Source organism: Opitutus sp. (assembly GCA_024998815.1).
GTDB lineage: Bacteria > Verrucomicrobiota > Verrucomicrobiia > Opitutales > Opitutaceae > Rariglobus.
In genome coordinates this window covers 1,109,404-1,132,434 of the sequence record JACEUQ010000002.1, presented here as the reverse complement: position 1 = coordinate 1,132,434, position 23,031 = coordinate 1,109,404, and the positions used below count along the sequence as shown (strand labels likewise).

The following is a 23,031-nucleotide window of genomic DNA, read 5'->3' as shown; positions in this document are numbered from 1 at the left end:
CTCGCCCGCCGTGGACTACCGCGCCCAATCCGCGCACAGCAGCTCCGCCTGGGCCAACACCGTCTTCACAGCCTCTTCCTGCAAGTCCGGCGGATACCCATATTTGTTAAGAATCCGCTTCACGATGATCTTGATCTTCGACCGCGCGCTTTCCCGCAGCGTCCAGTCGATGGTCACGCTCTGCCGCACCTTGGAAATCAACTCCGCCGCTATCACCCGGAGCTTGTCGTCACCCATCGCCACGAAGGCGCTCTCGTTGGCGGCCAGCGCGTCGTAGAAGGCCACCTCGTCATCCGTCAGGCCGAGGTCTTCGCCGCGCTTGGTGGCGGCATCGAGGTCTTTCGCCAGTTTGATCAGCTCCTCAATCACCTGCACCGTGGAAATCGCCCGGTTGTGATAGGAGTTGAGCGTCTTCTTGAGCTTTTCCGAAAACACCTGGCTCTGCACCAGATTGCGCTTCGAGCGCACCTTGAGTTCGTCCTTGAGCAATTTCTCCAACAACTCGGCGGCGACGTTCTTGTGCTTGAGCCCGCGCACCTCGGACAGGAACTGGTCGCTCAGGATGCTGATGTCCTGCTTGGGCAGTCCCGCCGCCGAGAACACGTCGATGATCTGGCCGTCCGCCATGATCGCACCGGAGACGAGCTGCCGAATAGCGGCGTCAACCTGCTCGGGCGTCTTGCGGTGGTTGGTGGTTTGCTTGTTGAGCGCGGCCTGAATCGCCTGGAAAAACGATACGTCATCGCGGATCTCGGTCGCGTCATCGCTGGCCGCGCACAGGGCGAACGCCCGTGACAACTCCGTCACCACTTGGACGAAGCGCTTTTTGCCATCCGCCTGCTCCAGGACGTGCTCCTGGCCGGCGGGTAGAAGGGCGAGGCGTTCGGCGGGTTTGCCGCTGGTCCACTTGTCCCAGCTAAACCCGTGCATCAGGTCACAGGCGATGCCGTGTTTTTCCATCATCACCGCAATGGCCTGCTCCGGGTCGATCACCGGATCTCCTTGGCCGCCGCTCTCCGTGTAGGTGGCGAGGGCTTTTTTCAACTGGTCGGCCAGACCGAGGTAATCCACCACCAGGCCGCCCGGCTTGTCGCGGAAAACTCGATTCACCCGGGCGATGGCCTGCATGAGACCGTGCCCCTGCATCGGCTTGTCCGCATACATCGTGTGCAGGCAGGGCGCATCAAAGCCGGTCAGCCACATGTCGCGCACGATCACGATGCGGAACGGATCTTTGCTGTCCTTAAACCGGTTGGCCAACTTGCGCCGCTTCTCCTTGTTGCGGCTATGCGCCGCCCACACCGGGCCATCGTCGGCGCTGCCGGTCATGACCACCTTGACCACGCAGGCTTTGCCCTTCTCGGCTTCGGGATCGTCGTTCGGGGCGCTGGCCCAGTCGGGGCGCAGCTTGATGAGCGCCTCGTAAAAATCCACGCAGATGCGCCGGCTCATGCACACGACCATCGCCTTGCCGTTCATCGCCTCCACCCGTTTTTCGAAATGCGCCACCAGGTCGGCCGCCACCAGTGCGACGCGCGACGGGTCGCCCACCAACGCCTCCAGCGCCGCCCACTTCGTTTTGAGCTTTTCCTTCTTGGTCAGCTCCTCGCCCTCGGTGATTTCCTCGAACTCCGCATCCAGCTTGGGCAACGCCGCCGCGTTCAGGCTCAGCTTGGAAATGCGGCTCTCGTAGTAAATCGGCACCGTGGCCTTGTCGGCGACCGCCCGCTGAATGTCGTAAATGGAAATGTAGTCACCAAACACCCCGCGCGTGTTCGCGTCGGCCTTTTCAATCGGCGTGCCGGTGAAGCCGATAAACGACGCGTTGGGCAACGCATCGCGCAGGTTGCTGGCGAAGCCGTAGGACATTGCGCCGGTCTTCTCGTTCACCTTGCCGCCGAACCCGTATTGGCTGCGGTGGGCCTCGTCGGCGATCACTACAATGTTGCAGCCGGTCGGACAGGACTTCCATGCGTCCGCTCTGTGCACCATTGCCCTCACCCCCGGCCCCTCTCCCAGAGGTAGAGGGGAGATGGGAGTAAATTGATTCCAAGACGGTGTCAGTCGCATCCAACACAACGCGATTTTCAAAGCGCAGAACAGTGACCCCCAGGGACTTCAGATAAGCATCACGTTTCTTGTCGTGTGCGGCTGCCTCGGGAGTCAGGTGCACGGCGCCATCGCATTCCACGGCGAGCTTTGCATCAGCGCAGTAGAAGTCGCAGACATACGTTCCAAACTGATGCTGCCGCCTGAACTTCGCATCGTTCAATTGCCGTTTCGCAGCAACTTCCAAAGCATCTCCTCCGCCGGCGTCTGTTCGTTCCGCATCTCCCGCGCTCGTTTCTTGAGCCCTGAAAAATCAAACCCGCCGCGATAATGGCCCCCCTCGCCCCGTTGGACATGGGTCAAGCGGGTCGCTGAATCACCTACGATACCGTGGCACCCCTCTCCTCCTGGGAGAGGGGCTGGGGGTGAGGGAGTGAGCGCAGCGAACTTATGGATCGTGGTGAACACCACCCCGCCGCTCGCCCGGTTGAGTAACTCCCTCAACTCCTCGCGCCCGCCCGCCTGCACCGGCGTCTGCCCCAAGATGGCTGCGCAGCGCTGGAACTGCCCGAACAGCTGGTCGTCGAGGTCGTTGCGGTCCGTCAAGACCACCAGCGTCGGGTTCTGCATCGCCGGATGCCGCACCACCCGCGCCGCGTAAAACAGCATGGAGTAACTCTTGCCGCTGCCCTGGGTGTGCCAAACCACTCCGGCCCGCCGGTCGCCCGCCTTGCCGCCCTGCATCCGCCCGGCCCACGATTTGCCCTGACCGTCGCCGGCCTCCCACGCTCCGGTCATACCGCTGGCGCGCACGGTTTCCTCCACCGCCGCGTTGACCGCGTGGTATTGGTGGTAACCGGCGATGATTTTCTGCAACGCCCCCGAATCCGCATCTTCCTCAAAAACGATAAAATGCTGGAGCAGATCGAGGAACCGCTGCCGCTCGAACACCCCGCGCACCAACACCTCCAGCTCCAAACTCAGCTTAGGCTTCGTTCCCTCATCCCCGGCCCTTCTCCCAGCGAGAGAAGGGAGCTTACCCGTCCGGCCCCCTCTCCAATTGGGAGAGGGCTGGGGTGAGGGTGGATGCGAGCTATCAGGCTCCCTCCATACCTTGAACCACTCCTGGTTGGCCGTGACCGAACCCATCCGGGCCTGCACCCCGTCGCTGACCACCAGCGCCGCGTTGTAGTGCAGCAGCGAAGCAATCTCCGCCTTGTAGGTTTGCAGCTGGGCGTAGGCGCTCCAGATGGTCGCGTCCTCATCCACCGCGTTTTTGAGTTCGATGAGCCCCAGCGGCAGCCCGTTCACAAACACCACGATGTCGGGCCTCCGGTTGTGCTGCCCCTCGATCACCGTGAACTGATTCACCGCCAACCAGTCGTTGGCCTGGGCGTCGTCAAACTCCACCAAGCGGACGATGTCCCATCGCCGTTGACCCTCACCCTCCGCTTCGCTCCTCCCTCTCCCAGTGGGAGAGGGCTGGGGTGAGGGTTCATCCTGAATATATTCCACCTCGACCCCGTCGCGCAGCATCCGGTGAAACGCCCGGTTGGTCTGCACCAGCGAAGGAGTCCCCACCCGCAGCACTTTCCTCAACGCCTCCTCGCGCGCCTCCTCGGGGATGGACCGGTTGAGCTTGCGGATCGCCTCGCGCAACCGCTCCACCAGCACCACGTCGCCAAAGCCCGCCCGCTCCGCCGCCGGTTCGCCGGGGGCCAAGTGCGGGCCATGGCCGACCGCATAGCCCAACTCCGCGAACCAGCCCAAAGCGGCGTCTTCGACAATGGCTTCGTTGAGGCTCATACTGTCTCTCGCTTCGTTAGGTAATTTTGCCATCGGCGGCAGCTATTAAGTACTGCTTAACAACTGAACCTTCCTCTAGTTCGTTGTCGCTGAAGATGCGCTTGAGGTGCTGGTTGATGGCAGGGATGGAGACATCGTAAAGCGCGGCCATCATCTTCTGCGTGAGCCAGATGTTTTCATCCTCGTAGCGCATTTCGACGCTGGCCTCCGAGTCGCCACCGGCCGCCACAAAGCTGAGGTATTCCGCCGCCGACGAGCGCACCAAGGAGACTTCGGTTTTCTTTTTGGCGCCACCGCCGGGTGTTGGCTTCTTTTTGCTCATAGGTTCATCCGCCTCTCAATTTGAACTCTTCGGCAGGGTTGGGAGGCTCATTCGACGGCCCGGTAAGCTTGTTTGGCGTGGGTCGGCACCGTGGGAAAAGCGAGCCGGAGTTTACCCTCTTTAATCAATGGCTTGAGGTGCTGCTGGCGCAGCGCGTCGGTGTCCCGATTCACCAGCTCGGCCAAACTGCTCAGCGCGACATAGTGGCCTGTGCACAACGCCAGAATCGTCTTCCGCATCAGGTCGGCGGAGAGTTTTGCTTTGGCTCGCGGCTCGGTCGAGAGGCTATCCAGCCGTGACCTGAACTCGGGCGTAAGCCGGGCGAGTGCATCAATCACCGGGGCATCCAGTTGCTCGCTCAGCAGGCAGCCGTCCGCATCCCGCTGCTCGGCAACGGGCACCACCGGTGCCGCCAAATGTGCGGAGCTGGCCGTCAAATATGCGGAGCTCGCCACCGATTGTGCGGAGCTCCCTCCGAACACTTCTTCCGGTTTGGGCAAAGACGCCCCCGGCAGACAATAAACCGCCCCGCGTCCCGGATTGTGCGGTTCCAGAAACCCGTCCCGCACCAAGTTTTGCAGCAGCCGGGTCGCATCAAAAGGATGCAGTCCGGTCATCTCGCGGATACGGGCGTGGGTGATGACTTTTTCGGATGCAGCCGGCACGGCGGGGGCCAGGTGCGGGCCATACCCGACCGCATTGCCCAACCCCACAAACCAGCCGCGGGCGGCGTCTTGGACAATGGATGCGTTGAGGATCATGTTGGTGAAAACGAAACACTTTACTTTTAACAAAGGTGCGTCGATAGGTATGCGCATTCCTCCACCTTGGGTGCGAGGAATTGGGCTCCCGTTTTGCGGAAGCTTAAAAAACTTAAAGGTTCCACCCCGGTAACAAGAACCCAATGGGTTCTCTCGCAAGAGTAGCCGGGGTGGTCGCTTTTTAGGCCGGCACTCATCAGTAATAAATCGTTGTGCCGGTGCGGAACAGGTCGAACTCCGACCTCACCGCCGGTTGGATGTGCTGGTACGAACGCAGGTCTTTGGTGTTCCACTTCCGGTAAATGGCCCACGTGCAGTAATCGGCGACCTGGAGATCCAGATTGGACCGGGATTCATGATGCAAAACCCGATACCGCGCCGTGGCCGGCAGTAGCTTGGCGAGTGTGACCTTGATCGCTTTTTCGATGGCCTCGCGCTTTTTATGGATGGGGATGCGGTCGGTGAACACGATCACCTCTTTGAAAACTCCCAAGTCGTGCTGTTCGAGAATGTATTTAAGCAAGTAGCCCAGCATCCGGGGATAAAACGCCTCCTCGGACTGCAAGGCGGGGCCGGTTTTTTGTTTTTCCACCACCAACGCATCTATCCGCACGCCGTCCAGATTGCGCCGAATGACGTCAAACACACGACTGCGCACCGGCTGGGCGTTTTCCGAGGCGTGAAAATACTCCAGCTCCGTGCCCCGTTCGGTCAGATCGTATTTCAACTCCGTCAGTTCCTTGTAGGCATGGAACGGCCGCTCCTTGGTGACCGCGCCCAACAGAAAATAGGGCGTGCCGGTTTTTGAGAAATCCAAGTTCCCCGCTTCGTCGAGGAAGATGTAGAGGAAGCGGTCAGCGGGAGCACTCATCGGTTAGCCTCCTGCGAGGTTTTGGCTTCCGGCCTGTTCCGCCACCGTGGCGGATACGCCCGCCACGCTCAACTCCCCGCTCAGCAGCTTCGGCAGCAGCGTGTCGCGCAGGGTGGCCAGGGTGCGGGATTGGTGATGATTCTGTTGGATGCGTTGAATGAGCGACGTAGTCGTCCGCTCATATGCTTCTAAGATGCCCTTGCTCGGTTTGAGCACGGAGAAGCCTTTGATGTCTGGCGCGCTAAGGCTGGGGAAAACCGACCCCGTGGTCTTTTCGAGCAGGCGATCGAGGCCGACGTTGATAGTCTGGTAGAGGAAGCTGTGATAACCGCCATTGGCTCGAATAGCGCAGACGCCGCGTCCGATGCCGTATTCCCCATCGGAAACGATTCGCTTGCCCGTCGTTGAGCCCCGCACGCAGAAGATTAAATCTCCCGCAGCAGCAAACCGCGTTGAATCTTCGGTCCACTTTGTTTTCACCGGAAAGTAGTCACCGAACTCCACTGGGCCGTTGATTAACGGAATCCCGACGCCGTCTGCGTTATAGCTCTCTCCATCGGGAGAAAGCCCCATCATGACTGATGCGATTTCATCGAGTCGTGCCACCCCCCATCCGTTCGGGATATGCCCGAGCGGTGAGTCCTCCAAGTGCGAGGGGAAGAGGGCGGCGGTGGCGGAGTCCATGCCGGCGGGGGGCCGGCCGTCGAGTTTAGCGCGGACGGGGTCGAAATCCACGAACCAGCTCTGGAACAGCGCCCGCGCCATCGCCTCCAGCGTCGCGTTCATCCGCCGGTTCAACTCGATCTTGTCGTCCAGCGCCCCCAGCACCGACGCGATGGCTTCGCGCGTGTCCCTCGGGGGGAATGGGAATTGGCAGCTTCGCCAGGTCTCGGAGGTTGAAGGTTGCTTGAACTGTCGTCGTTGCCCAAGTGCGAATGCAGTGCTGGATGAAGGCGGAACGAAGGCAGATGGAGACCCAAAGGCTGCCGGGGTCTTTGCGAACGGGAATCACGCCGACTGCGCGGGCTACATTCCAACCGCGAAGATTATCGCGGACGATGGCCACCTCGCCGAGAGTTCCGACGAGCGTTAAAAGGACTTCTCCACCACGCAGCCGAGAACGCAGGAACTTGGCCTCAATGTCGGCGCCGACTTTGAGCATGTCCGTCGTGTCGATACGTCCATTACGGATGTTGTTTACGCGCACGATAGGCACGCCGTCGGTGGTTTCGCTTCCGGGTTGGACGATGCCGTATGAAACGCCGCGTTCTTCAACAAGGTCGCCAAGCGATTCGTAACGCCAGCCGTCAGGGATGACTGGCAACTCGTCGGGCAGTGGCAGATCTTCGAGATTAACCGCCATGGCCGCCCCCTTTCCCGGACTCGGCGTTCACGGGCGTTTGCAGCACCTCAAAGCCTGCGGCGATGATCTGCCGGAAACTCTCCGGAATCGCGTGCCAGTCGAGCACGTCCACCCGGATGGGCAGCTCGGAGTCTTGCAGGGCTTCGCGCACGGCGGCCAGTCGGCCGAGGGGCAGGCGGGCGGGGCCGATCAGGACGAGATCCAGGTCGGAGTAGGGCTTGGGCTTGCCCGTCACCCGCGAACCGAAGGCGCGCACTTCGCACTCCGGCACGTGGGCGGCCAGCAGGCGGCGCACGGTGGCCAACGGTTGCGGGGCGAGGTCAATCATTGCGACCGGCGATGGTTTTAAGGAAGCACTCGGCCTCAGGCACAAAGGAGGCGGCGATGGCATAAACCTCCTCGGCGGTGTCGGCATCGTAGGTGTGGGAGGTCTCGTTGCGCCCCCGATGGAAAATCATCCACGCGTCCACGTCGCTGATCAACCGGCTCTCGGCCGCCAGCCGGAACAGCTCGCGGCGGGTCACTCCGTCCACGCTCTCGGAGTTCACGTTGGTTTCCAGCCAGCGCTTCATGGCTTTCCAGCACTGTTCGTAGGCCACCTCGAAATGCTGGATGATGCCGGATTTGACGGTGTCTTGCATGACGGGACTGAACGAGGCGAGCAGCGGGGTGGCTTCGTCGAGGGAGCGGCGCAGGGCCTGGATCGATTGCTCCAGCGAGGTGAAATCAAGCTTCATGATTGGTAAAAGAAGGGGTTAAGCCACCCGGTGCGAGCCTAGGGTAAAAACGCGGGCTTGCGCCGAGAACACCCGGTTGCCTGATTGCCGATGTACACCTCGGAATCCCTTCCTTAGCCGCTTGCGGTTAATAGGCGCCGGGGTTTCTCCGTTTTTGGATGCCGCGTGGTCAGCCTGCATAGCCGAGTCCTTTCATATTGGCGCGGATTTGCGTCTCCAGTTTGGCGGACTCGGCGAATTGGGCCGCCAGCTCGGCGACCAGGCGCGGCATTTTTTCCTCAAACGGGTCGCCGTCGTCCTCGACTTCCTCGGCCCCGACGTAGCGGCCGGGGGTGAGCACGTGGCCGTGGGCGGCGATTTCGGCGGTGGTGGCGGATTTACAAAATCCGGCGATGTCGGCGTAGCTCGAAGCTGGGAGCTCAGAGCTAGGAGCTAAGAGCTCAGAGCTAGGAGCTTTGCCACCTCGCCAGAGGTGGTAGGTGGAGGTGATTTTCGCCAAATCGGCGTCGGTCAGCTCGCGGTGGACCCGGTCGATCAGGGTGCCGAGTTTGCGGGCGTCGATAAACAGGGTCTGCTTGCGGCGGTCGCGGAAACCGCGTTTGGCGTCGGCGGCTTTGTTTTTGGCCAAGAACCAGAGGCAGACCGGAATCTGAGTGCTGTAGAAGAGCTGGCCGGGGAGCGCCACCATGCAGTCCACCAGATCGGCGTCGATCAGGGCTTTGCGGATGTCGCCTTCACCGGACTGGTTGGACGACATGCTGCCGTTGGCCAGAACGAAGCCGGCCATGCCCTGGGGCGCGAGGTGGTGGATGAAGTGCTGGACCCAGGCGAAGTTGGCGTTGCCCTTGGGCGGCACGCCGAACTGCCAGCGCACGTCGTCGTCCTTGCGGAACCAGTCGGAGTCGTTGAAGGGCGGATTGGCGATGACGTAGTCGGCGCGGAGGTCGGGGTGGAGATCGCGGCGGAAGGTGTCGGCGTGTTCCTCGCCAAAGTCGGCCTCGATGCCGCGCAGGGCCAGGTTCATGACCGCGAGGCGGCGGGTGGTGGCGTTGCTCTCCTGGCCGTAGATGGAGATGTCGCCGAGCTTGCCGCCGTGGGCCTCGACGAACTTTTCCGACTGCACGAACATACCGCCGGAGCCGCAGGCCGGGTCGTAGATGCGGCCCTTGTAGGGGGCGAGCATTTCGACCAGGCAGCGCACGACGCAGGACGGGGTGTAGAATTGGCCGCCATTCTTGCCCTCGGCGCTGGCAAAGCGGGTGAGGAAGTATTCGTACACGCGCCCGAGCAAATCGACGGAGCGATGAGTATGCTTCGCACCCTCACCCCCGGCCCCTCTCCCAGTGGGAGAGGGCTGGGGTGAGGGTTGATTTGATGCGATGAGTTCAATCGTCGCTATCAAATCAACTAGTTCACCGAGGCGCTGTTTATCGAGGCCGGGGCGGGCGTAGTCTTTGGGGAGAACGCCCTTGAGACGGGGGTTGTCGCGCTCGATGGCGACCATGGCATCGTCCACGAGTTTGCCGATGGACGGCTGTTTGGCGTTGGCCTGGAGGTGGGACCAGCGGCCCTCGGCGGGCACCCAGAACACGTTCTCGGCCTTGTATTCGTCGGGGTCCTCGGCGTTGGCGCCGGCGTAGTCTCCGCTTTTTGCCGTCGAACCGGCGAGGAGCTTGGCGCGGTGTTCCTCGAAGGTATCGGAGATGTATTTGAGGAAGATGAGACCGAGGACGACGTGCTTATATTCGGCCGCGTCCATGTTGTTGCGCAGCTTATCGGCGGTGAGCCAGAGCTTGGCCTCGAAGCCGATGGTGGCGGTGGACGTGGAGGAGGAAGACTTAGCGCGCGCCATGAGTTGCGGAGGTTTGTGGGGACGGGAAATGAGTTGGGCAACGCTCGGTTGGGGAAAGGCGGAAGATTTGCAGGAACAAGTCGGTTGAGGCGGAAACCCGACGGGACCGGCCAGGAGCAAGCGGAGGTTATTGCACCGGGGGTTGGACAACGGTGGGGCGTGGTCGAGGGGATTGTAGTGGAGTGGGCACAAAAAAGCCGGCGTCACTCAATTAGGAGACCGCCGGCGTTAGTAGGGGAACAAATCAGGCAGCAATAGGCTGCTGCATTTCGAGAGCGAGGGCAGCCAGCCCTTTGGGGGTCACAAGCACTTGGAAAAAGATACGCTCTCTACCTTCTTCGGTTTTAATGGCCGTTACCTTACACTCCAGTACGCCTTGTTGAATGCGCTGCTGGTAGCGGGGTGTTTTTTACCTGGGGATCCACGCCCGAGGCTAGGGGGCAATCCAGCTCCATGGATCCGTTTTTGGGCATAAAGTAGGTCACCACCTTATTAGTAACGCACACCGATTGGGCGTAGGTTGGAGGCTTGTCAAATTCACCGTCTTTTACCCGCAACCAAACCTAGCCCCATGAAAGACCACCCCGAACTCCACCGAATCCAGCCTCTCCCCACTGCTCTGAATGTGGAGCTGAATCGACCAGCGCCCGCGTTCGATTTCATGCCCCTGGTCGGCGCCGTTTTTCTTCGCTGGCGCCAGTTGCTGATGATCGCGCTGTTGTGCGGGCTAACCAGTTTACTCGCCGGATTGGCGTTCTTTCGCCCTAGTTACTCGACCTCGGTGCAGTTGAGTCGTTACGACTCACCCATCGCCTCGGAGGACTACCGCCCGCAGTCTTATGATACGGGGCTGCTCTTCGGCTTAATCGCATCCCCGGATACGCTTCAAAAATCGAGGGCCAAGCCGTCCTCGTCCGCTCCAGTCAGCCAGCTGCCCGGCAGCCTGGCGCTCACCATGGATCGCAACAGTACGATCATCACCATAAAGGCGACGAGCACGAGCGCGGCTGAGGCGGTAGCCCTGGCTAATCACATCGGCGCGGAATCAGTTCAATTCACCCGCAACCTTCAGCAGCAGGAGGCGCAGGAGGCAGCTCTCCAACACGAGCGGCAACTCGCCGATAACGATGCCGACCGGATCAAGGTCCGCCAGCAACTGTCCGAGATCGAGGCGCAGCGCAGCCAGGCCCAGTTGATCCAGATGCTGCCCAACCCGAATCCAAGCAAACCGGCGATTGCGCAAACCACCCCGCCACGGGGCGCCCACCTTTATGAACGAGTGCAGGCCGCCCGCGAGCAACTCGATGAGCTGCAAACGCGCTTTACCGACGCGCATCCGTTGGTTCGCGAGCAAAAGGCGCGCCTCGCCACACTGACCTCGCAGTTACCCACCGTCCCGAGCCCGGGGGGCGCGGTCACCTCAGCCGACACCGCGGCTCTGCCCGGTGCGTACCCGCCCGCCCCCAACGTGGCGAACCAGAGCTCGGGCTACGATGCACTGGCCATGAAGCTGAGTCACCTCGAGAACCGTCACACCACGCTCATCACCCGGCAACGTGCCCTGCAACCCTTCCTGCAAAACCCGCCAGGCTATCTGCGGCAGTTGGAGCCCGCCACGTTGAGTAGCGTAACCAAAAAACAATCGGCCCCTTGGGTTGTGGCTCTCACCCTGGTGGGCGGCCTCGTTGGCATCGCTGCTCTAGTCGGGGTCATTGTCCTGCGTGAACTGCTCGACGACCGCGTGAAAACCGGGGCAGACCTGGAGCGTATCAGCGGTCTTCCCCTGCTCGGTACACTTGGGGATCTCGAGGGTATGAAGTCGGAGGATAAAGCGCATTGGGCATTGCGCAGTTGGACTACCCTGCGCGGCCGCCTGAGCGCCGCACCGGGGCAAGGACTTGTATGCGGCTTCACCTCAGCCAATGGAGGCGAAGGCCGGTCCACTTGGATCGAGCTTCTGGCCGGAGCCGCCCGCCAATGCGGATTCAGCGTCCTCGTGGTTTCGGCCGACAATTCTACGGGGCCGACCACTGATTTGAGTACAACATCCCGATCGTCGGGCACGCTCTCGGCCCCTACGTGGGGCACCCCTGAGTTCACGGCGATGCTGGTGGCCAATCCGATCCGCTTGGCGGAAAAATATGCCCAACCCCAGCTGTTGCCCTCCGACAGCCTTCCGTTGCCCAGTGACTGGATATGGGATCTCGAGCGGCGCAACCAATGGCAACGGGCGATGAGCACGTGGCGGACTATCGATAACCTCGTGATCCTCGTCGATCTCCCGCCGATGGCATCCCCTGAGAGCATGCTCCTGGTCGAAAACATGACCAATCTGGTCTGGCTGACCGAAAGTCATCGAGCAGAGGCGGGGGAGACGATCGAGCACCTTGAAACCCTTCGCCATGCCCGTAGCCACCTGATCGGCGCAGTCCTCAACCGCGCGCCCGATGCAGCCGCCAAACCGCGCTTTGCCCGGTGGTTTGGCCGCCGCTCATTGCTGCTGGCAACGGCCTTCGGCTTGGCCGGAGCGCCAGCCGCCGCACAAACGACCACAACGGGGCCGGCTACTGGGTTCCCCCCAGCATCATCGACAGCCTCCTTCGCTATACTCGATACGCCCCAACGGGCGCCCTGGCAGCAGCGTTTTACCCTAGGGCCTGGAGACCAACTCCAGCTCAATGTCTACGGCCAAGCCGATTCCACCTCGTCGACCATTCTCATCGGCCCCGATGGTCGTATCAGCTACCTGGAAGCACAGAACCTCATGGCCGCCGGTCTCACGGTGGATGAGTTCCGCGCCGAACTGAACCGTGCGCTCGGCAAATTCCGCAACAGCCCCGAGATCATCGTCCGGCCCGCATCCTACCACAGCAAACGCTACTACGTGCTCGGCGCGGTGGTGAAAAAAGGGGCATTCCCCCTGAGCCGCCCGCTCACGATCATCGAGGCCGTGTCGCAAGCCCAAGGATTGGAAACGCGTGTCATTGACCGCAGCCTCGTCATGCAAGCCGACCTACCGAATAGCTTTATTTCCCGCCAAGGACGTCGGCTGCCGGTGGATTTTCAGAAGCTATTCGCCGAAGGAGATCTGGCCCAAAACATCTCACTGGAACCGGACGACTACCTCTATTTTCCTCCCACCGAGCGACTGCAGATCTATGTGCTTGGCGAAGTCCGATACCCGGGCGGGCTGATCACTTCCGGTCGAACGGGAACTCTGGAGGCGATTGCTATCAGGGGCGGTTTTTCTGAACGAGCCTGGCCCAAGCGGCTACTTGTCATCCGTGGTTCGCTCAAAAAGCCCCAAACTTTTATCGTCAACGCAAACGACATTCTGGCCGCAAAATCACCCGACTTTCAGTTGCAGCCCAAGGATATCGTTTATGTCGGCAATCGACCTTGGTATAAAGCCGAGGAGCTACTCGACCTCGCGGCCTCCGCGTTTATCCAATCTGCCGTGGTCACCAAAACGGGCCTAAGCGTCACCCCGATTGGAACCCGTTAATCATCCGCCCTAATCGGTGTTGCCGGTTATTGTTTGGGGCGGAATACCCGCCCCAGTCCGAAACCTTACGTGGCTGGTCCGCCCTGCTTGGCCCTTCAGCCAGGAAATGGATCCAGCCAATATTTCCGAAAAGTAGCGCAGACTTCCAGTCTGCTCCGACTGGGAGTGCAGACTGGACGTCTGCGCTACTTCAAGCGGCTGCAGATGAACTTAAACCGCTCGAGTGCGGTCCCCATCCATTTCCTCGTCGGCCAACGCCCGCCGCCCCCATCGCAAACACCCGAAGTCCTCTGATTACCATGAAACCGTTATTTCTCGTCGGGTTGCCGACCCAAAATCCGCTCCATTGCTGTCCATCCACTTCCCCCCTGGCGGTAGGTCCAGCTTTGTGCTGCTTCCCTGGCCCGAGCAGGCCCGCCCCAACCCCGTTGCCGTGGTGGGTGCATACGCTGCGCGGGGTTGGATCGGGCAGTTGCACAGTCGGCTTGCTACTCGCGTTGAGCCTGAGCGGATGCAGCACGCCTCGGCGCCCTCCAGCAACGCCGGTTGCCGCGAGCTTGGTTGCTGCTCCCGAGCCCCCACCACTCGACCCCAAACTCCTGCTGCTTCCACCGGATGAGTTCACGCTGGGGCCAGGCGACAGGCTAGCGATCGAGTTCATTGGGGACACAGCGACGCGGAGCACCGCCGAGGTCGGACCGGACGGGAAAATTTATTTCAACTTGTTGCCGGGGATCGACGTGTGGGGAATGACCCTTTCCCAGGCGAGGAGCATGATTTCGGCCCGCTCCGCGCAATTCATGCGGGAAACCCCCAACGTCGCGGTTACCTTGCAAGCGGTGGCCAGCAAACGCGTCTGGGTCCTTGGTAGTGTTAACCAACCAGGCATTTACCCGATGTCGGGCCCGATGACCTTGCTGGCCGGTCTGGCCGAAGCGGGAGGCCCGACTGCAGCTGAAGAAGGAAGTACGCCGCTAGCCTCACGCAGCGTGTCGGCCGATTTACGCCGCAGTTTCGTGCTGCGGCGCGGCCAAATCCTGCCGGTGGACTTCGAACGGCTGGTCCGCCAAGGGGATTTCTCGCAGAATATTTACCTGCTGCCGGGCGACTTCGTTTACATGCCAGCCGCCACAGCTCAAACGGTTCATGTACTCGGCGCGGTCAGCGTTCCGGGCGCCGTCTATTCGGGTGACGGCATCACGCTGATCCAAACGATAGCCAGTGCCGGTGGAACCATCAAAGACGCCTATGTGACCCATGTCGCCATCGTCCGCGGTTCGCTCACGCAGCCAACGATCTCGATTGTGGACTATAAAGCCATGCTCAAGGGCACCGCGCCGGACGTGGTGCTGGAGCCGCACGACATCGTTTACATTCCCTACACCCCGTACCGAACGCTCGGTCGCTACGTGGATCTGATTCTGCGAACATTTGTGCAAACGGTGGGCGTCAACGAAGGTGCCCATGCGGTCGATTCCAACTCGGGTTCGGTGGGCGTCAACGTACAGGTCAACCCCCGCTAACAGGCCGTAACATAAAACGTGTCGGGGCTGAAGTAGTGCGGTGCTTCAGCCCGCATCAGCGATCGTGTGAGAAACCCCAGCACACCTGCGGGCTAAAGCACCGCACTACCTCAGAGCTCAATTCGGCAAAATCAGTGTTACTGCCCGCTAGGACACCTTCGCATTCAACATAAGCCCTCCGGTATCAATAAGCCGCGGCGCTTGGACCCATGCCCCGTGGTTTTGCGCTTAGGCGCAGTTTTTATGAACACCCCCCCGCTGTATCTTGAGGAAAATCAGATGACCGCACGTGCAGGTGCGGTGCCCTGTCTTGATGGGCTACGCGCGGCGAGTATCACCCTCGTTCTGCTGGCCCATTTTTTGAGCAATAAAATACCCGGCGGTCTGGGGGTATATGTTTTTTTTGTGATCAGTGGATTCCTCATCACCCGGCTCTTATTCGTTGAGCTCAACGCCACGGGACGAGTTTCCCTGCCGCTGTTTTATGCGCGCCGTATTTTGCGTCTCTACCCGGTTATCATTCTCTATGCGATTGTGGTGATCGGCCTGGCGATCGCCACAGGTCGACCCTACAACGCGATCGAACCGGCCTCGGCGCTCGGGTATTTTGCCAATTACTGGTATGCGCATCTGGATGCCCAGAAAATCGCCCCCGAATTGCCCTTCGCGATGTTCTGGTCGCTATCGATCGAAGAGCATTTCTATATTCTGTTTCCGCTAACCTTTTTGCTTTTGCGCGGGCATGCGCAGCGCCTGTTGCAGGTTCTCGGCGGTTTGGCGCTAACCTGCCTCGGGCTACGCCTTGTGGGGGCGTGGTTACACCCGGAAGCGTTGGACACCGTGCAGTTTTACGCTGAAACCCAGTATCGACTCGATTCGATCGGCTTTGGGGTGATTTTGGCGGTTTTGTGTGAAAGCGCGCAGGGGCGGCGCATCATCCAAACGGTTGCCCGGCCCGCACCGGCTGTCGCGGCCCTCGCGGTTATTTTGGGCTGCCTGCTGATTCGTGACCCGTGGTTTCGCGAAACCCTGCGTTACAGCCTGTTGGGTGTGGCGATCACCGTGGTCATCGCCGCGGTTTTGTTCGGTCGGCACTATGGGTGGATCCAACGTATACTGAATACGACTGTGCTGAGTTGGGTGGGACGCTTGAGCTATTCGCTCTACGTTTGGCACGGCGGGGTGGCGTTCTTTATGCCGCAGCAGGAGGGTGGGGGGTGGCAGCACGCCACGCTTTGCCTGAGCGTGAGTTTCCTCGTCGCCACGGCCTCCTATTATGGGTTGGAACAGCCATTTCTGACCCTGCGAAAGCACTTTCGTTCTCGACCCGCGCTCAACCCGGCTGTGGCTCTATCAGAAGGGGTGCAGTCCTGAAAGGGTAGATATGTGGCCAGTGCCGGCCAGGTCGTGCCGTTGCGGTTATCGAACCGGGACAGGGCAAACGGGGTATCGGTCATGTGGAGGTTGCCTCATCAACTGGCAACCTAACGCTGAAAACTCCTCGTTCAGAGGAGGTAAAGTGGTGCTCGGGAAGGGACTCGAACCCTTACGCCTTTCGGCACACGCCCCTCAAACGTGTGTGTCTACCAATTCCACCACCCGAGCATTTCTAACGAAGGGAAGGCGGACTAAGATAAATCTCCCGCTGCATGTAAAGCATCGAAATGCATTTTTTAGATTTAGTGAAACAGCTTGCTACTCATCTTCGTGCATGGACACTGCCGCAGCGCATCTGCGCCCTTCAAGTCCGCCTTTAGCTTAACACTTACGCAGGCAACACGCCCGCATCGAACCGCCATGTCCGAGACGCCTTCCAACGATAAACCGGCCAAAGATTTCAACAAAATCGATTTGGCTCCACTCCAAAGCTTCAGCTTCGGCACCCAGTGGGCCCAAGATAAAGCCGATACCTCCGGTCACTCCGGCGGTGGTTCACGGGAACCTCGTCGTGATGATCGCCCTCGTCGTGAGGGGCCTGGTGCAGGTCCCGGCCCATCCCGTGATCGTCGTGGCTTGCGCAAGCCCGCCGGCCCGGGCGAAGAGGGTGCAGTCGCCCCCGCCGGTGCTAACACCTCCGCCGCCGCCCCGCGCGCTCCTCGCGAGGGCTCGTTCGATTCCCGCGGCCCACGCCGTGATGGACCCGGCGGCGCTCCCGCTCGCGGCGAATTCCGCGGCGGCCCCGCCGGTCCTCGTCGTGAGGACGGTCCGCGTTTTGGCGGTCCGCGTGAGGGTGGTTTCCCCCAGCGTGATCAGGGCCCCTACATCAGTCCTCTGTTTAACGTCACCTTTTATCCAGACGACACGGGCTTCTCCGCCCTCGCCAAGGCGATCCGTTCGTCTTGCCGCACCTACGAACTTTTTGAGATCGCCCGCGTGATCATCGGTAAGAACGACCGCTTTATCGCCGTCGTTCAGCACAAGCCCGCTGAGAATGCCTCCGCCGCTAAACCGGCACCTTTTGCCATCTCCGTCCCAGACGGAGTGCCGTTCGAGAGTGAGCAGGCCGCCATCAACCACGTTTTCGAAAAGCACTTTGCGCAGTTCTTTGATACGGCCGAGGTCGAGATCGAGGCACCCAAGGGCAACTTCCAGGTCGTCAATCGCTGCTCGGTCACCGGCGAGCTGCTCGGGCCGCCCAATTACCACCGGTACAACCAGATCGTGCAGCTGCACCACGCAGCCAACATCAAGCTGCCGTTCGAGGTTTATCGCGGCAAGATCGAGTCCGTGCGCGAGCCCGAGGTCATCGCGCAGTGGCTGGAGAAGATGAAGAAGACCGTCCGCTACACCTGGAAGGTCGCCGTTGCCGCCGCCCCTGTGGCGCCGGTTGCCGTTGCGGACGCCGAGCTGGTCGAGGGTGCTGACGCGCCCGCAGCCGAGCCCGTTGTGGCCGCTGCAGTCGAGGTCGCCGCAAGCGTCTCGTTTGATTCCTTGGAGGATGCCCGCCAATACCTGCTCGCCACCGTCAAGGACAAGCTCGTGCGCACCGTCGAGTCTCTGCGCTTCTCGGGTAAAAACCTCGAAACCCTTCCCGCTGGCGAGATCCGCCGCACGTTGGAGGGCGCCCTTGAGCGTCAACGCCGATTCCCTCTCGATACCGCCAACGCGCTCCGCGGCCGCCTGCGCCGCGAGGGCTTTACCATCTTCAAGAAGGGCTCCAAGGGCGTCAGCTATGTCTGCGCCGTGAAGCGCAAGTTCCGCATCCCCAACCAGACCTTCTCCGATTCAATCGGTGCGTTGATCAACTTCCTTGAGGTTAACCCGATGATCAAGGCGAGCGATCTGGCCGATAAGTTCCTTGGCTATTCGGCCCCCGCAAAAGTGGCTGCGCCTGCCGAGGGCGAGGCCGCTGCTCCGGTGGCACCTGCGCTGACCGCCGAACAAAACGCCAAGCTCAATCGCCTCAACGGTGATCTGCGCTGGTTGGTGAGCGAGGGCTATGTGACGGAGTTCATCGATGGCCGTCTGTTTGCCCCGGCCCCGGTGGTCGAGTCGCGCAAGAAGGAGATCGAAGGCGCCGAGCATGACCCGGAAAACTTCCCTGAGGTCCCCGCCGCTGAGGCGCCCGCCTCTGACGAAGCGACAAGCTAATCGTCCGCGCTAGCAACGGCCGCCCCGCAATGGGGCGGCCTTTTTTTGTGCGACGTGTCGCGCACCGCTGAGCCAAATTTGGGTTCAGGTTGTGTCAGGAAAACTGGTTCGTGCATGAGCTGATGCCGTTTGGGGGAACCCCCTGCGCTCACGCGCAAGGCCACGAGGGAAGGTTTTTCTTCCGGTTGTGGCCCTGAGCGTGAGCGCAGGGATGCGGGTGGTGAGCGCAATACCCCCTGCGCTCACGCGCAAGGCCACGTGGGAAGGTGTTTCTTTCGGTTGTGGCCCTGAGCGTGAGCGCGGGGATGCGGGTGGTGAGCGCAATACCCCCTGCGCTCACGCGCAAGGCCACGAGGGAAGGTTTTTCTTCCGGTTGTGGCCCTGAGCGTGAGCGCACGGATGCGAGTAGTGGGCGCAATACCCCCTGCGCTCACGCGCAAGGCCACGAGGGAAGGTGTTTCTTTCGGTTGTGGCCCTGAGCGTGAGCGCAGGGATGCGGGTGGTGAGCGCAATACCCCCTGCGCTCACGCGCAAGGCCACGTGGGAAGGTGTTTCTTTCGAGGACGCGAACTCGCGAACACCACGAAATCCTTTTGCATCCCGTCGGCTTCATCCTTCATTTAACCGCTTCATGCCCGCCGCCGTTCCCACTCCCATTGATCGCCACTCCCAGCCTGACGCCGCCGGCCATTTCGGGCCGTTTGGTGGTGTTTATGTCCCCGAGACACTCATGACTGCGCTCGAGGAATTGGGGGCGGCCTACGCCGCAGCAAAGGCCGATCCAGCCTACGTCGCCGAGCTGGGCCATCACCTCAAGGAGTTTGCCGGTCGCCCCACCGAGCTGTATTTCGCCGAGCGACTCACCGCCCACTGTGGAGGCGCCAAAATCTATTTTAAACGCGAGGATCTGCTCCACACCGGCGCGCATAAGATCAACAACGCGCTCGGTCAGGTGCTTCTTGCGCTGCGTATGGGCAAGAAGCGCATCATCGCCGAGACCGGGGCCGGCCAACACGGCGTGGCCACCGCTGCCGTGTGCGCCAAGTTCGGCCTCCAATGCGTCATTTATATGGGCGCCGTGGATATGGAGCGTCAGGCGCTCAACGTCTTTCGGATGCGCTTGATGGGGGCCGAGGTGCGTGGCGTCGAGTCGGGCCAAAAGACGCTCAAGGATGCCGTCAACGAAGCCATGCGCGATTGGGTGACCAACGTGCGTGACACCCATTACATCCTCGGCTCCGCTCTCGGCGCTCACCCTTATCCGATGATGGTGCGCGATTTTCACCGTGTGATCGGCCAGGAGTCCAAGGCGCAACTGCTCGCTCGCGAGGGCCGTTTGCCCGACGAGATTATTGCCTGCGTGGGCGGTGGTTCGAATGCTATCGGCGTGTTTTTCGATTTCCTCGAAGAGCCGTCGGTTAAGCTCATCGGCGTCGAGGCCGGCGGACGCGGCATCGTGCGTGGCGAACACGCAGCCCGATTCGAGGGCGGGAAACTCGGTGTCTTGCAGGGGTCCAAGACGTATATTCTACAAAATCCGGACGGCCAGATCGAGCTGACCCACTCGGTCAGCGCAGGCCTGGATTATGCCGCGATCGGCCCGGAACATGCCTACTACCGCGACATTGGGCGCATCAATTACGCCTATGCGTGTGACGACGAAGTCATGGAGGTTTTCCAGTTGGTTTCACGACTGGAGGGAATCATACCCGCGCTTGAATCCACTCATGCGCTGGTCGAGGGCATCAAGCGCGCCAAGGTGTTGCCCAAGGATAAATTGGTCCTGATCAACTTGAGCGGCCGGGGAGACAAGGACGTCAACCAGGTCGCCAAGATGCTCGGGGTTACGCTGAAGTAACTACGCCGCAGGGCGTAAATCCCAAATCCTAAATCGGCAAATCCCAAGGGGCGCACGCGAATGAGCACGAGGGATGATCTTGAGGCGCGGACTGAGCGATTTGCTCATGACGTGCGGGTGTTTGTGCGGGGCTTGCCTCATACGATTTCGAATGTTCAGGACGTAAAGCAGTTGGTGCGCTCCTCGGGCTCGGTGGCCGCCAATCAAATCGAGGCCGATAACGCGCTCGGGGATAAGGATCGGTTGATGAAGTTCCGCATTAGCCGCAAGGAAGCCAAGGAGTCCGGCTTGTGGTTGCGCCTCCTCGACCTCGGTAGCAGTGATTCGTTAAAGAATGCCCAAGCCGTTCTTAACGACGAGGCGGGCAATTGGTCAAAATTTGCTCCACCATCATCAATCGACTCGGCGGCTGAATTTTAGGATTTAGCAGCTTAGGATTTTGGGTTTATTGGCTGCCATGAAATCCATGACCGGCTACGGCCGTGCTTCCGCCCCGCTTGGTTCCCACACGCTCACCGTTCAGATCAGCTCGGTGAATCGCAAAACCCTCGATTTGACCGTTAAACTTCCCGGTGCCTGGGAGGCGCTTGAAGCGTCCATCGGCGAGGCCGTACGCAAGCAGGCCGTGCGCGGGAAAATCCACGTCGACGTGGAGCTCACCGGAGCGCCCGGTGCCGTCGATATCGGCTGGGATGAGGCCGCCGCCGGCGCGCTGTTAAAACGCCTCGCCGTGTTCGCCTCCAGTCGCGGGGTGGTTTTTGCGCCCACTCCGGAGGTGTTGCTCGCGTTGTTGAATATGAACCGATCAGGGGCCGCGTTGCCGGCGGTGGACGCCGCCGCGCCGGTTCTGGCCAAGGTGCTCACCGAGGCCCTCCAGCATTTCGTCGGGATGCGCGCCACCGAAGGCGAGGCCCTGCGTGCGGATTTCGAGCAACGCCTCGGTACGCTCGCAACCCACGTCGCGGCGGTGGCGGCACGCGCTCCGCTGGTCACGGGCAGTTATCGCGAAGTGCTCCACAAGCGACTGCGCGAGGCCGGCCTGGAACTGGACGTGCGCGATGAGCGTGTGCTCAAGGAGATCGCCCTGTTTGCCGATCGCTGCGATATCACCGAGGAGCTTACGCGGCTAAACAGCCATTTTGACCAGTTCGCCGCTTTGCTCAAATCGGGCGGTGAGATCGGCCGGAAGGCGGAGTTTATCTTGCAGGAAATCAGCCGCGAAATTCACACCATCGGGAGCAAGGCCAACGATCTGACGATCGCGCAAAACGTGATCGAGCTGAAGAACGAGCTGGAGCGCATCCGCGAGCAAATCGCCAACGTCGAGTGAGCGCCGCGTGAGTTGTGCGTAAAACCCGGGAGCCGCTTTTGGGGCGGCGTCGGGTCACGGGGCGGGGGCGAAAAGGTCGAGCTGGTTGGGTTGCCCCAGGGCGAGCGCGTCGATGCCCCTTTGGCGGAGTGTGGCGGCGAATTCTTGCGCGAAGCCGTGCACGGTGAACACGCGCTTGGGCTGCACCCGCTCGACGAATTTGAGCAGGCTGGGGTAGTCGGCGTGGTCGGAAAGCGGGAATGCGGCAGTGCAGCGGTGGCGGTAGATGGCGCCCGGATCGAGCGCCCAGCCGGTGATGACGGCCGTGCGCACGGAGGGGATGCGGCTGAGCAGGCCGGAGGAATGCGCCGGGCAGATCACGATGTGGCCGGCGACGTCGCGCTGCTCGAATTCGCGAAACGGGGGGAATTCCACCCCGAGTTGTTGGTAAATGCGGGTGAGGCGATTGGTTTCAGAATGCAGCATCACGGGTAATTGGGCGGCGGCGAGGGCGCGCAAGACTTCCTGGCTCTTGCCCAAGCTGTAACATAGCAGCGCGGGCGTGGCCCCGTCGGCGACCGCTTGGTGGCAAAAGGCGATCAGTTGCGCGATGATTTCCGACTCCGGCGGCATGACGTAGCGTGGCAGGCCGAAGGTGGTTTCCATGATGAGCGTATCGGCGCGCGGGGTGGCGCAGGGCTCGGCGGCGAGGCCGGGGCGGAGCTTGAAGTCTCCCGTGTAAAGCAGCGAGCCGTGCTCGGCGGACTCGAGCAGGATCTGGCTTGAGCCGAGAATATGCCCGGCGGGATGGAGGGTGGCGGTCACGCCGAAGTCGAGGGGGAGGGGAGTGCCGAAAGGCAGTTCGTGAATCTGGCGCTTGCCGGGTATGCGCGCGTGCAGGAAGCGAGCGGTGGCGGGCGTGCAGAGCACCTCCGGGTGGCGGGCGACGTGGTCGGAATGCGCATGCGATATGAACGAGCGTGCGACCCGTGATTGGGCGTCGAGCGACCACCCGATTTGCGGAAGGTGGATGCCTTTGCGGAACTGAATTTCCCAAGCCATGCCTCACGCAAGGGCTGGCGCGCACTCATGGGAAGCGAAACCGCAGTGAAATTGGGTTTTGGTTGGAGAAGCGCTGGAAAATATTTTGAGGGGATGGAACTTTTGCTGCGTAATACGGCTCGTACTTCATCTCACCTATTCCAAAAAACATGAAATCCCTCCGTATCCTGGTTGCCTGTACCCTAGCTGCTTTTGCCTCCGTCGCGCTGGTTCGCGCCGATGGCCAATGCGGAAAGAAAGACCCCGCGTCCTGCGGCGGTTGCCCCGCCCAAAAGAAAGAAGAAAAGAAATGCACGAAGGATGATGGCTGCGCCAGCGGCCCGTGCGCCAAGCCCGAGAAAAAGGACGCCCCCAAGACGACCTCCTAATTCGGTCATTTATAGTCAGTCAGACGTCTGCCGACCGGCACGTAACGTGCGGTC

18 protein-coding genes, 1 tRNA gene and 2 pseudogenes are annotated in these 23,031 nt (G+C 61.1%); 8 read left to right on the top strand and 13 right to left on the bottom strand.

Annotated features, from left to right (window positions below; translation table 11 throughout):
- Nucleotides 1–15: 15 nt before the first annotated feature.
- The 11 genes and pseudogenes from H2170_12675 to H2170_12625 all read right to left on the bottom strand — a co-directional run bounded on the left by H2170_12675 (nucleotide 16) and on the right by H2170_12625 (nucleotide 10,146).
- Nucleotides 16–1,947, bottom strand: a pseudogene (locus H2170_12675) (HsdR family type I site-specific deoxyribonuclease).
- A gap of 321 nt (nucleotides 1,948–2,268) precedes the next feature.
- Nucleotides 2,269–3,855, bottom strand: coding sequence for a DEAD/DEAH box helicase family protein (locus tag H2170_12670; GenBank protein MCS6300930.1), 1,587 nt, complete (start codon nucleotides 3,853–3,855; stop codon nucleotides 2,269–2,271).
- Between the two features lie 25 nt (nucleotides 3,856–3,880).
- A pseudogene (locus H2170_12665) lies at nucleotides 3,881–4,177 on the bottom strand (cell filamentation protein Fic).
- 47 nt (nucleotides 4,178–4,224) lie between these two features.
- Nucleotides 4,225–4,938 (bottom strand): hypothetical protein, encoded by a 714-nt coding sequence (locus tag H2170_12660; protein MCS6300929.1) that lies wholly within the window; start codon nucleotides 4,936–4,938, stop codon nucleotides 4,225–4,227.
- Between the two features lie 196 nt (nucleotides 4,939–5,134).
- The gene (locus tag H2170_12655; protein MCS6300928.1) at nucleotides 5,135–5,809 is read right to left on the bottom strand and encodes a DUF3800 domain-containing protein; all 675 of its coding nucleotides are present in this window, start codon (nucleotides 5,807–5,809) and stop codon (nucleotides 5,135–5,137) included.
- 3 nt (nucleotides 5,810–5,812) lie between these two features.
- Nucleotides 5,813–6,595, bottom strand: coding sequence for a hypothetical protein (locus tag H2170_12650; GenBank protein MCS6300927.1), 783 nt, complete (start codon nucleotides 6,593–6,595; stop codon nucleotides 5,813–5,815).
- On the bottom strand, nucleotides 6,519–7,172 hold the full coding sequence (locus H2170_12645) for a hypothetical protein (GenBank protein MCS6300926.1): 654 nt from the start codon (nucleotides 7,170–7,172) through the stop codon (nucleotides 6,519–6,521). Before H2170_12645 ends, H2170_12650 begins: the two co-directional genes overlap by 77 nt.
- Nucleotides 7,162–7,500, bottom strand: a complete 339-nt coding sequence (locus H2170_12640; protein ID MCS6300925.1) for a nucleotidyltransferase domain-containing protein — start codon at nucleotides 7,498–7,500, stop codon at nucleotides 7,162–7,164. The genes H2170_12645 and H2170_12640 overlap by 11 nt, the downstream gene beginning before the upstream one ends.
- Entirely contained in the window at nucleotides 7,493–7,909 is a 417-nt protein-coding gene (locus H2170_12635; protein ID MCS6300924.1) for a nucleotidyltransferase substrate binding protein, read from the bottom strand. Before H2170_12635 ends, H2170_12640 begins: the two co-directional genes overlap by 8 nt.
- A 169-nt stretch (nucleotides 7,910–8,078) precedes the next feature.
- On the bottom strand, nucleotides 8,079–9,761 hold the full coding sequence (locus tag H2170_12630) for an SAM-dependent DNA methyltransferase (protein ID MCS6300923.1): 1,683 nt from the start codon (nucleotides 9,759–9,761) through the stop codon (nucleotides 8,079–8,081).
- Nucleotides 9,762–10,005: 244 nt separating this feature from the next.
- A complete protein-coding gene (locus H2170_12625) occupies nucleotides 10,006–10,146 on the bottom strand; it encodes a hypothetical protein (protein ID MCS6300922.1) in 141 nt (46 codons plus the stop codon).
- Nucleotides 10,147–10,332: 186 nt separating this feature from the next.
- Here H2170_12625 and H2170_12620 point away from each other — a divergent pair, with 186 nt between their 5' ends.
- The 3 genes from H2170_12620 to H2170_12610 all read left to right on the top strand — a co-directional run bounded on the left by H2170_12620 (nucleotide 10,333) and on the right by H2170_12610 (nucleotide 16,163).
- Nucleotides 10,333–13,266 carry a polysaccharide biosynthesis/export family protein gene (locus H2170_12620; GenBank protein MCS6300921.1) on the top strand — a complete coding sequence of 978 codons (2,934 nt, stop codon included), beginning with the start codon at nucleotides 10,333–10,335 and terminating at the stop codon, nucleotides 13,264–13,266.
- 557 nt (nucleotides 13,267–13,823) lie between these two features.
- A complete protein-coding gene (locus H2170_12615) occupies nucleotides 13,824–14,789 on the top strand; it encodes an SLBB domain-containing protein (GenBank protein ID MCS6300920.1) in 966 nt (321 codons plus the stop codon).
- 243 nt (nucleotides 14,790–15,032) lie between these two features.
- A complete protein-coding gene (locus tag H2170_12610) occupies nucleotides 15,033–16,163 on the top strand; it encodes an acyltransferase (protein ID MCS6300919.1) in 1,131 nt (376 codons plus the stop codon).
- Between the two features lie 146 nt (nucleotides 16,164–16,309).
- Here the strand turns inward: H2170_12610 and H2170_12605 are convergent.
- Nucleotides 16,310–16,394 (bottom strand) — tRNA-Leu (locus tag H2170_12605).
- A 192-nt stretch (nucleotides 16,395–16,586) separates the two neighbouring features.
- Here H2170_12605 and H2170_12600 point away from each other — a divergent pair.
- The 4 genes from H2170_12600 (at nucleotide 16,587) to H2170_12585 (ending at nucleotide 21,568) form a co-directional block, all read left to right on the top strand.
- Complete coding sequence (locus H2170_12600) at nucleotides 16,587–18,380, top strand: hypothetical protein (protein ID MCS6300918.1); 1,794 nt, start codon at nucleotides 16,587–16,589, stop codon at nucleotides 18,378–18,380.
- 631 nt (nucleotides 18,381–19,011) lie between these two features.
- Nucleotides 19,012–20,238 (top strand): tryptophan synthase subunit beta, encoded by a 1,227-nt coding sequence (gene trpB, locus H2170_12595; protein ID MCS6300917.1) that lies wholly within the window; start codon nucleotides 19,012–19,014, stop codon nucleotides 20,236–20,238.
- A gap of 60 nt (nucleotides 20,239–20,298) precedes the next feature.
- Nucleotides 20,299–20,658, top strand: a complete 360-nt coding sequence (locus H2170_12590; protein ID MCS6300916.1) for a four helix bundle protein — start codon at nucleotides 20,299–20,301, stop codon at nucleotides 20,656–20,658.
- 37 nt (nucleotides 20,659–20,695) lie between these two features.
- Entirely contained in the window at nucleotides 20,696–21,568 is an 873-nt protein-coding gene (locus H2170_12585) for a YicC family protein (GenBank protein ID MCS6300915.1), read from the top strand.
- Nucleotides 21,569–21,622: 54 nt separating this feature from the next.
- Here the strand turns inward: H2170_12585 and H2170_12580 are convergent, their stop codons facing one another.
- Nucleotides 21,623–22,609 carry an MBL fold metallo-hydrolase gene (locus H2170_12580; GenBank protein MCS6300914.1) on the bottom strand — a complete coding sequence of 329 codons (987 nt, stop codon included), beginning with the start codon at nucleotides 22,607–22,609 and terminating at the stop codon, nucleotides 21,623–21,625.
- A gap of 149 nt (nucleotides 22,610–22,758) precedes the next feature.
- Here H2170_12580 and H2170_12575 point away from each other — a divergent pair, with 149 nt between their 5' ends.
- Complete coding sequence (locus tag H2170_12575; GenBank protein ID MCS6300913.1) at nucleotides 22,759–22,977, top strand: hypothetical protein; 219 nt, start codon at nucleotides 22,759–22,761, stop codon at nucleotides 22,975–22,977.
- Nucleotides 22,978–23,031 lie beyond the last annotated feature (54 nt).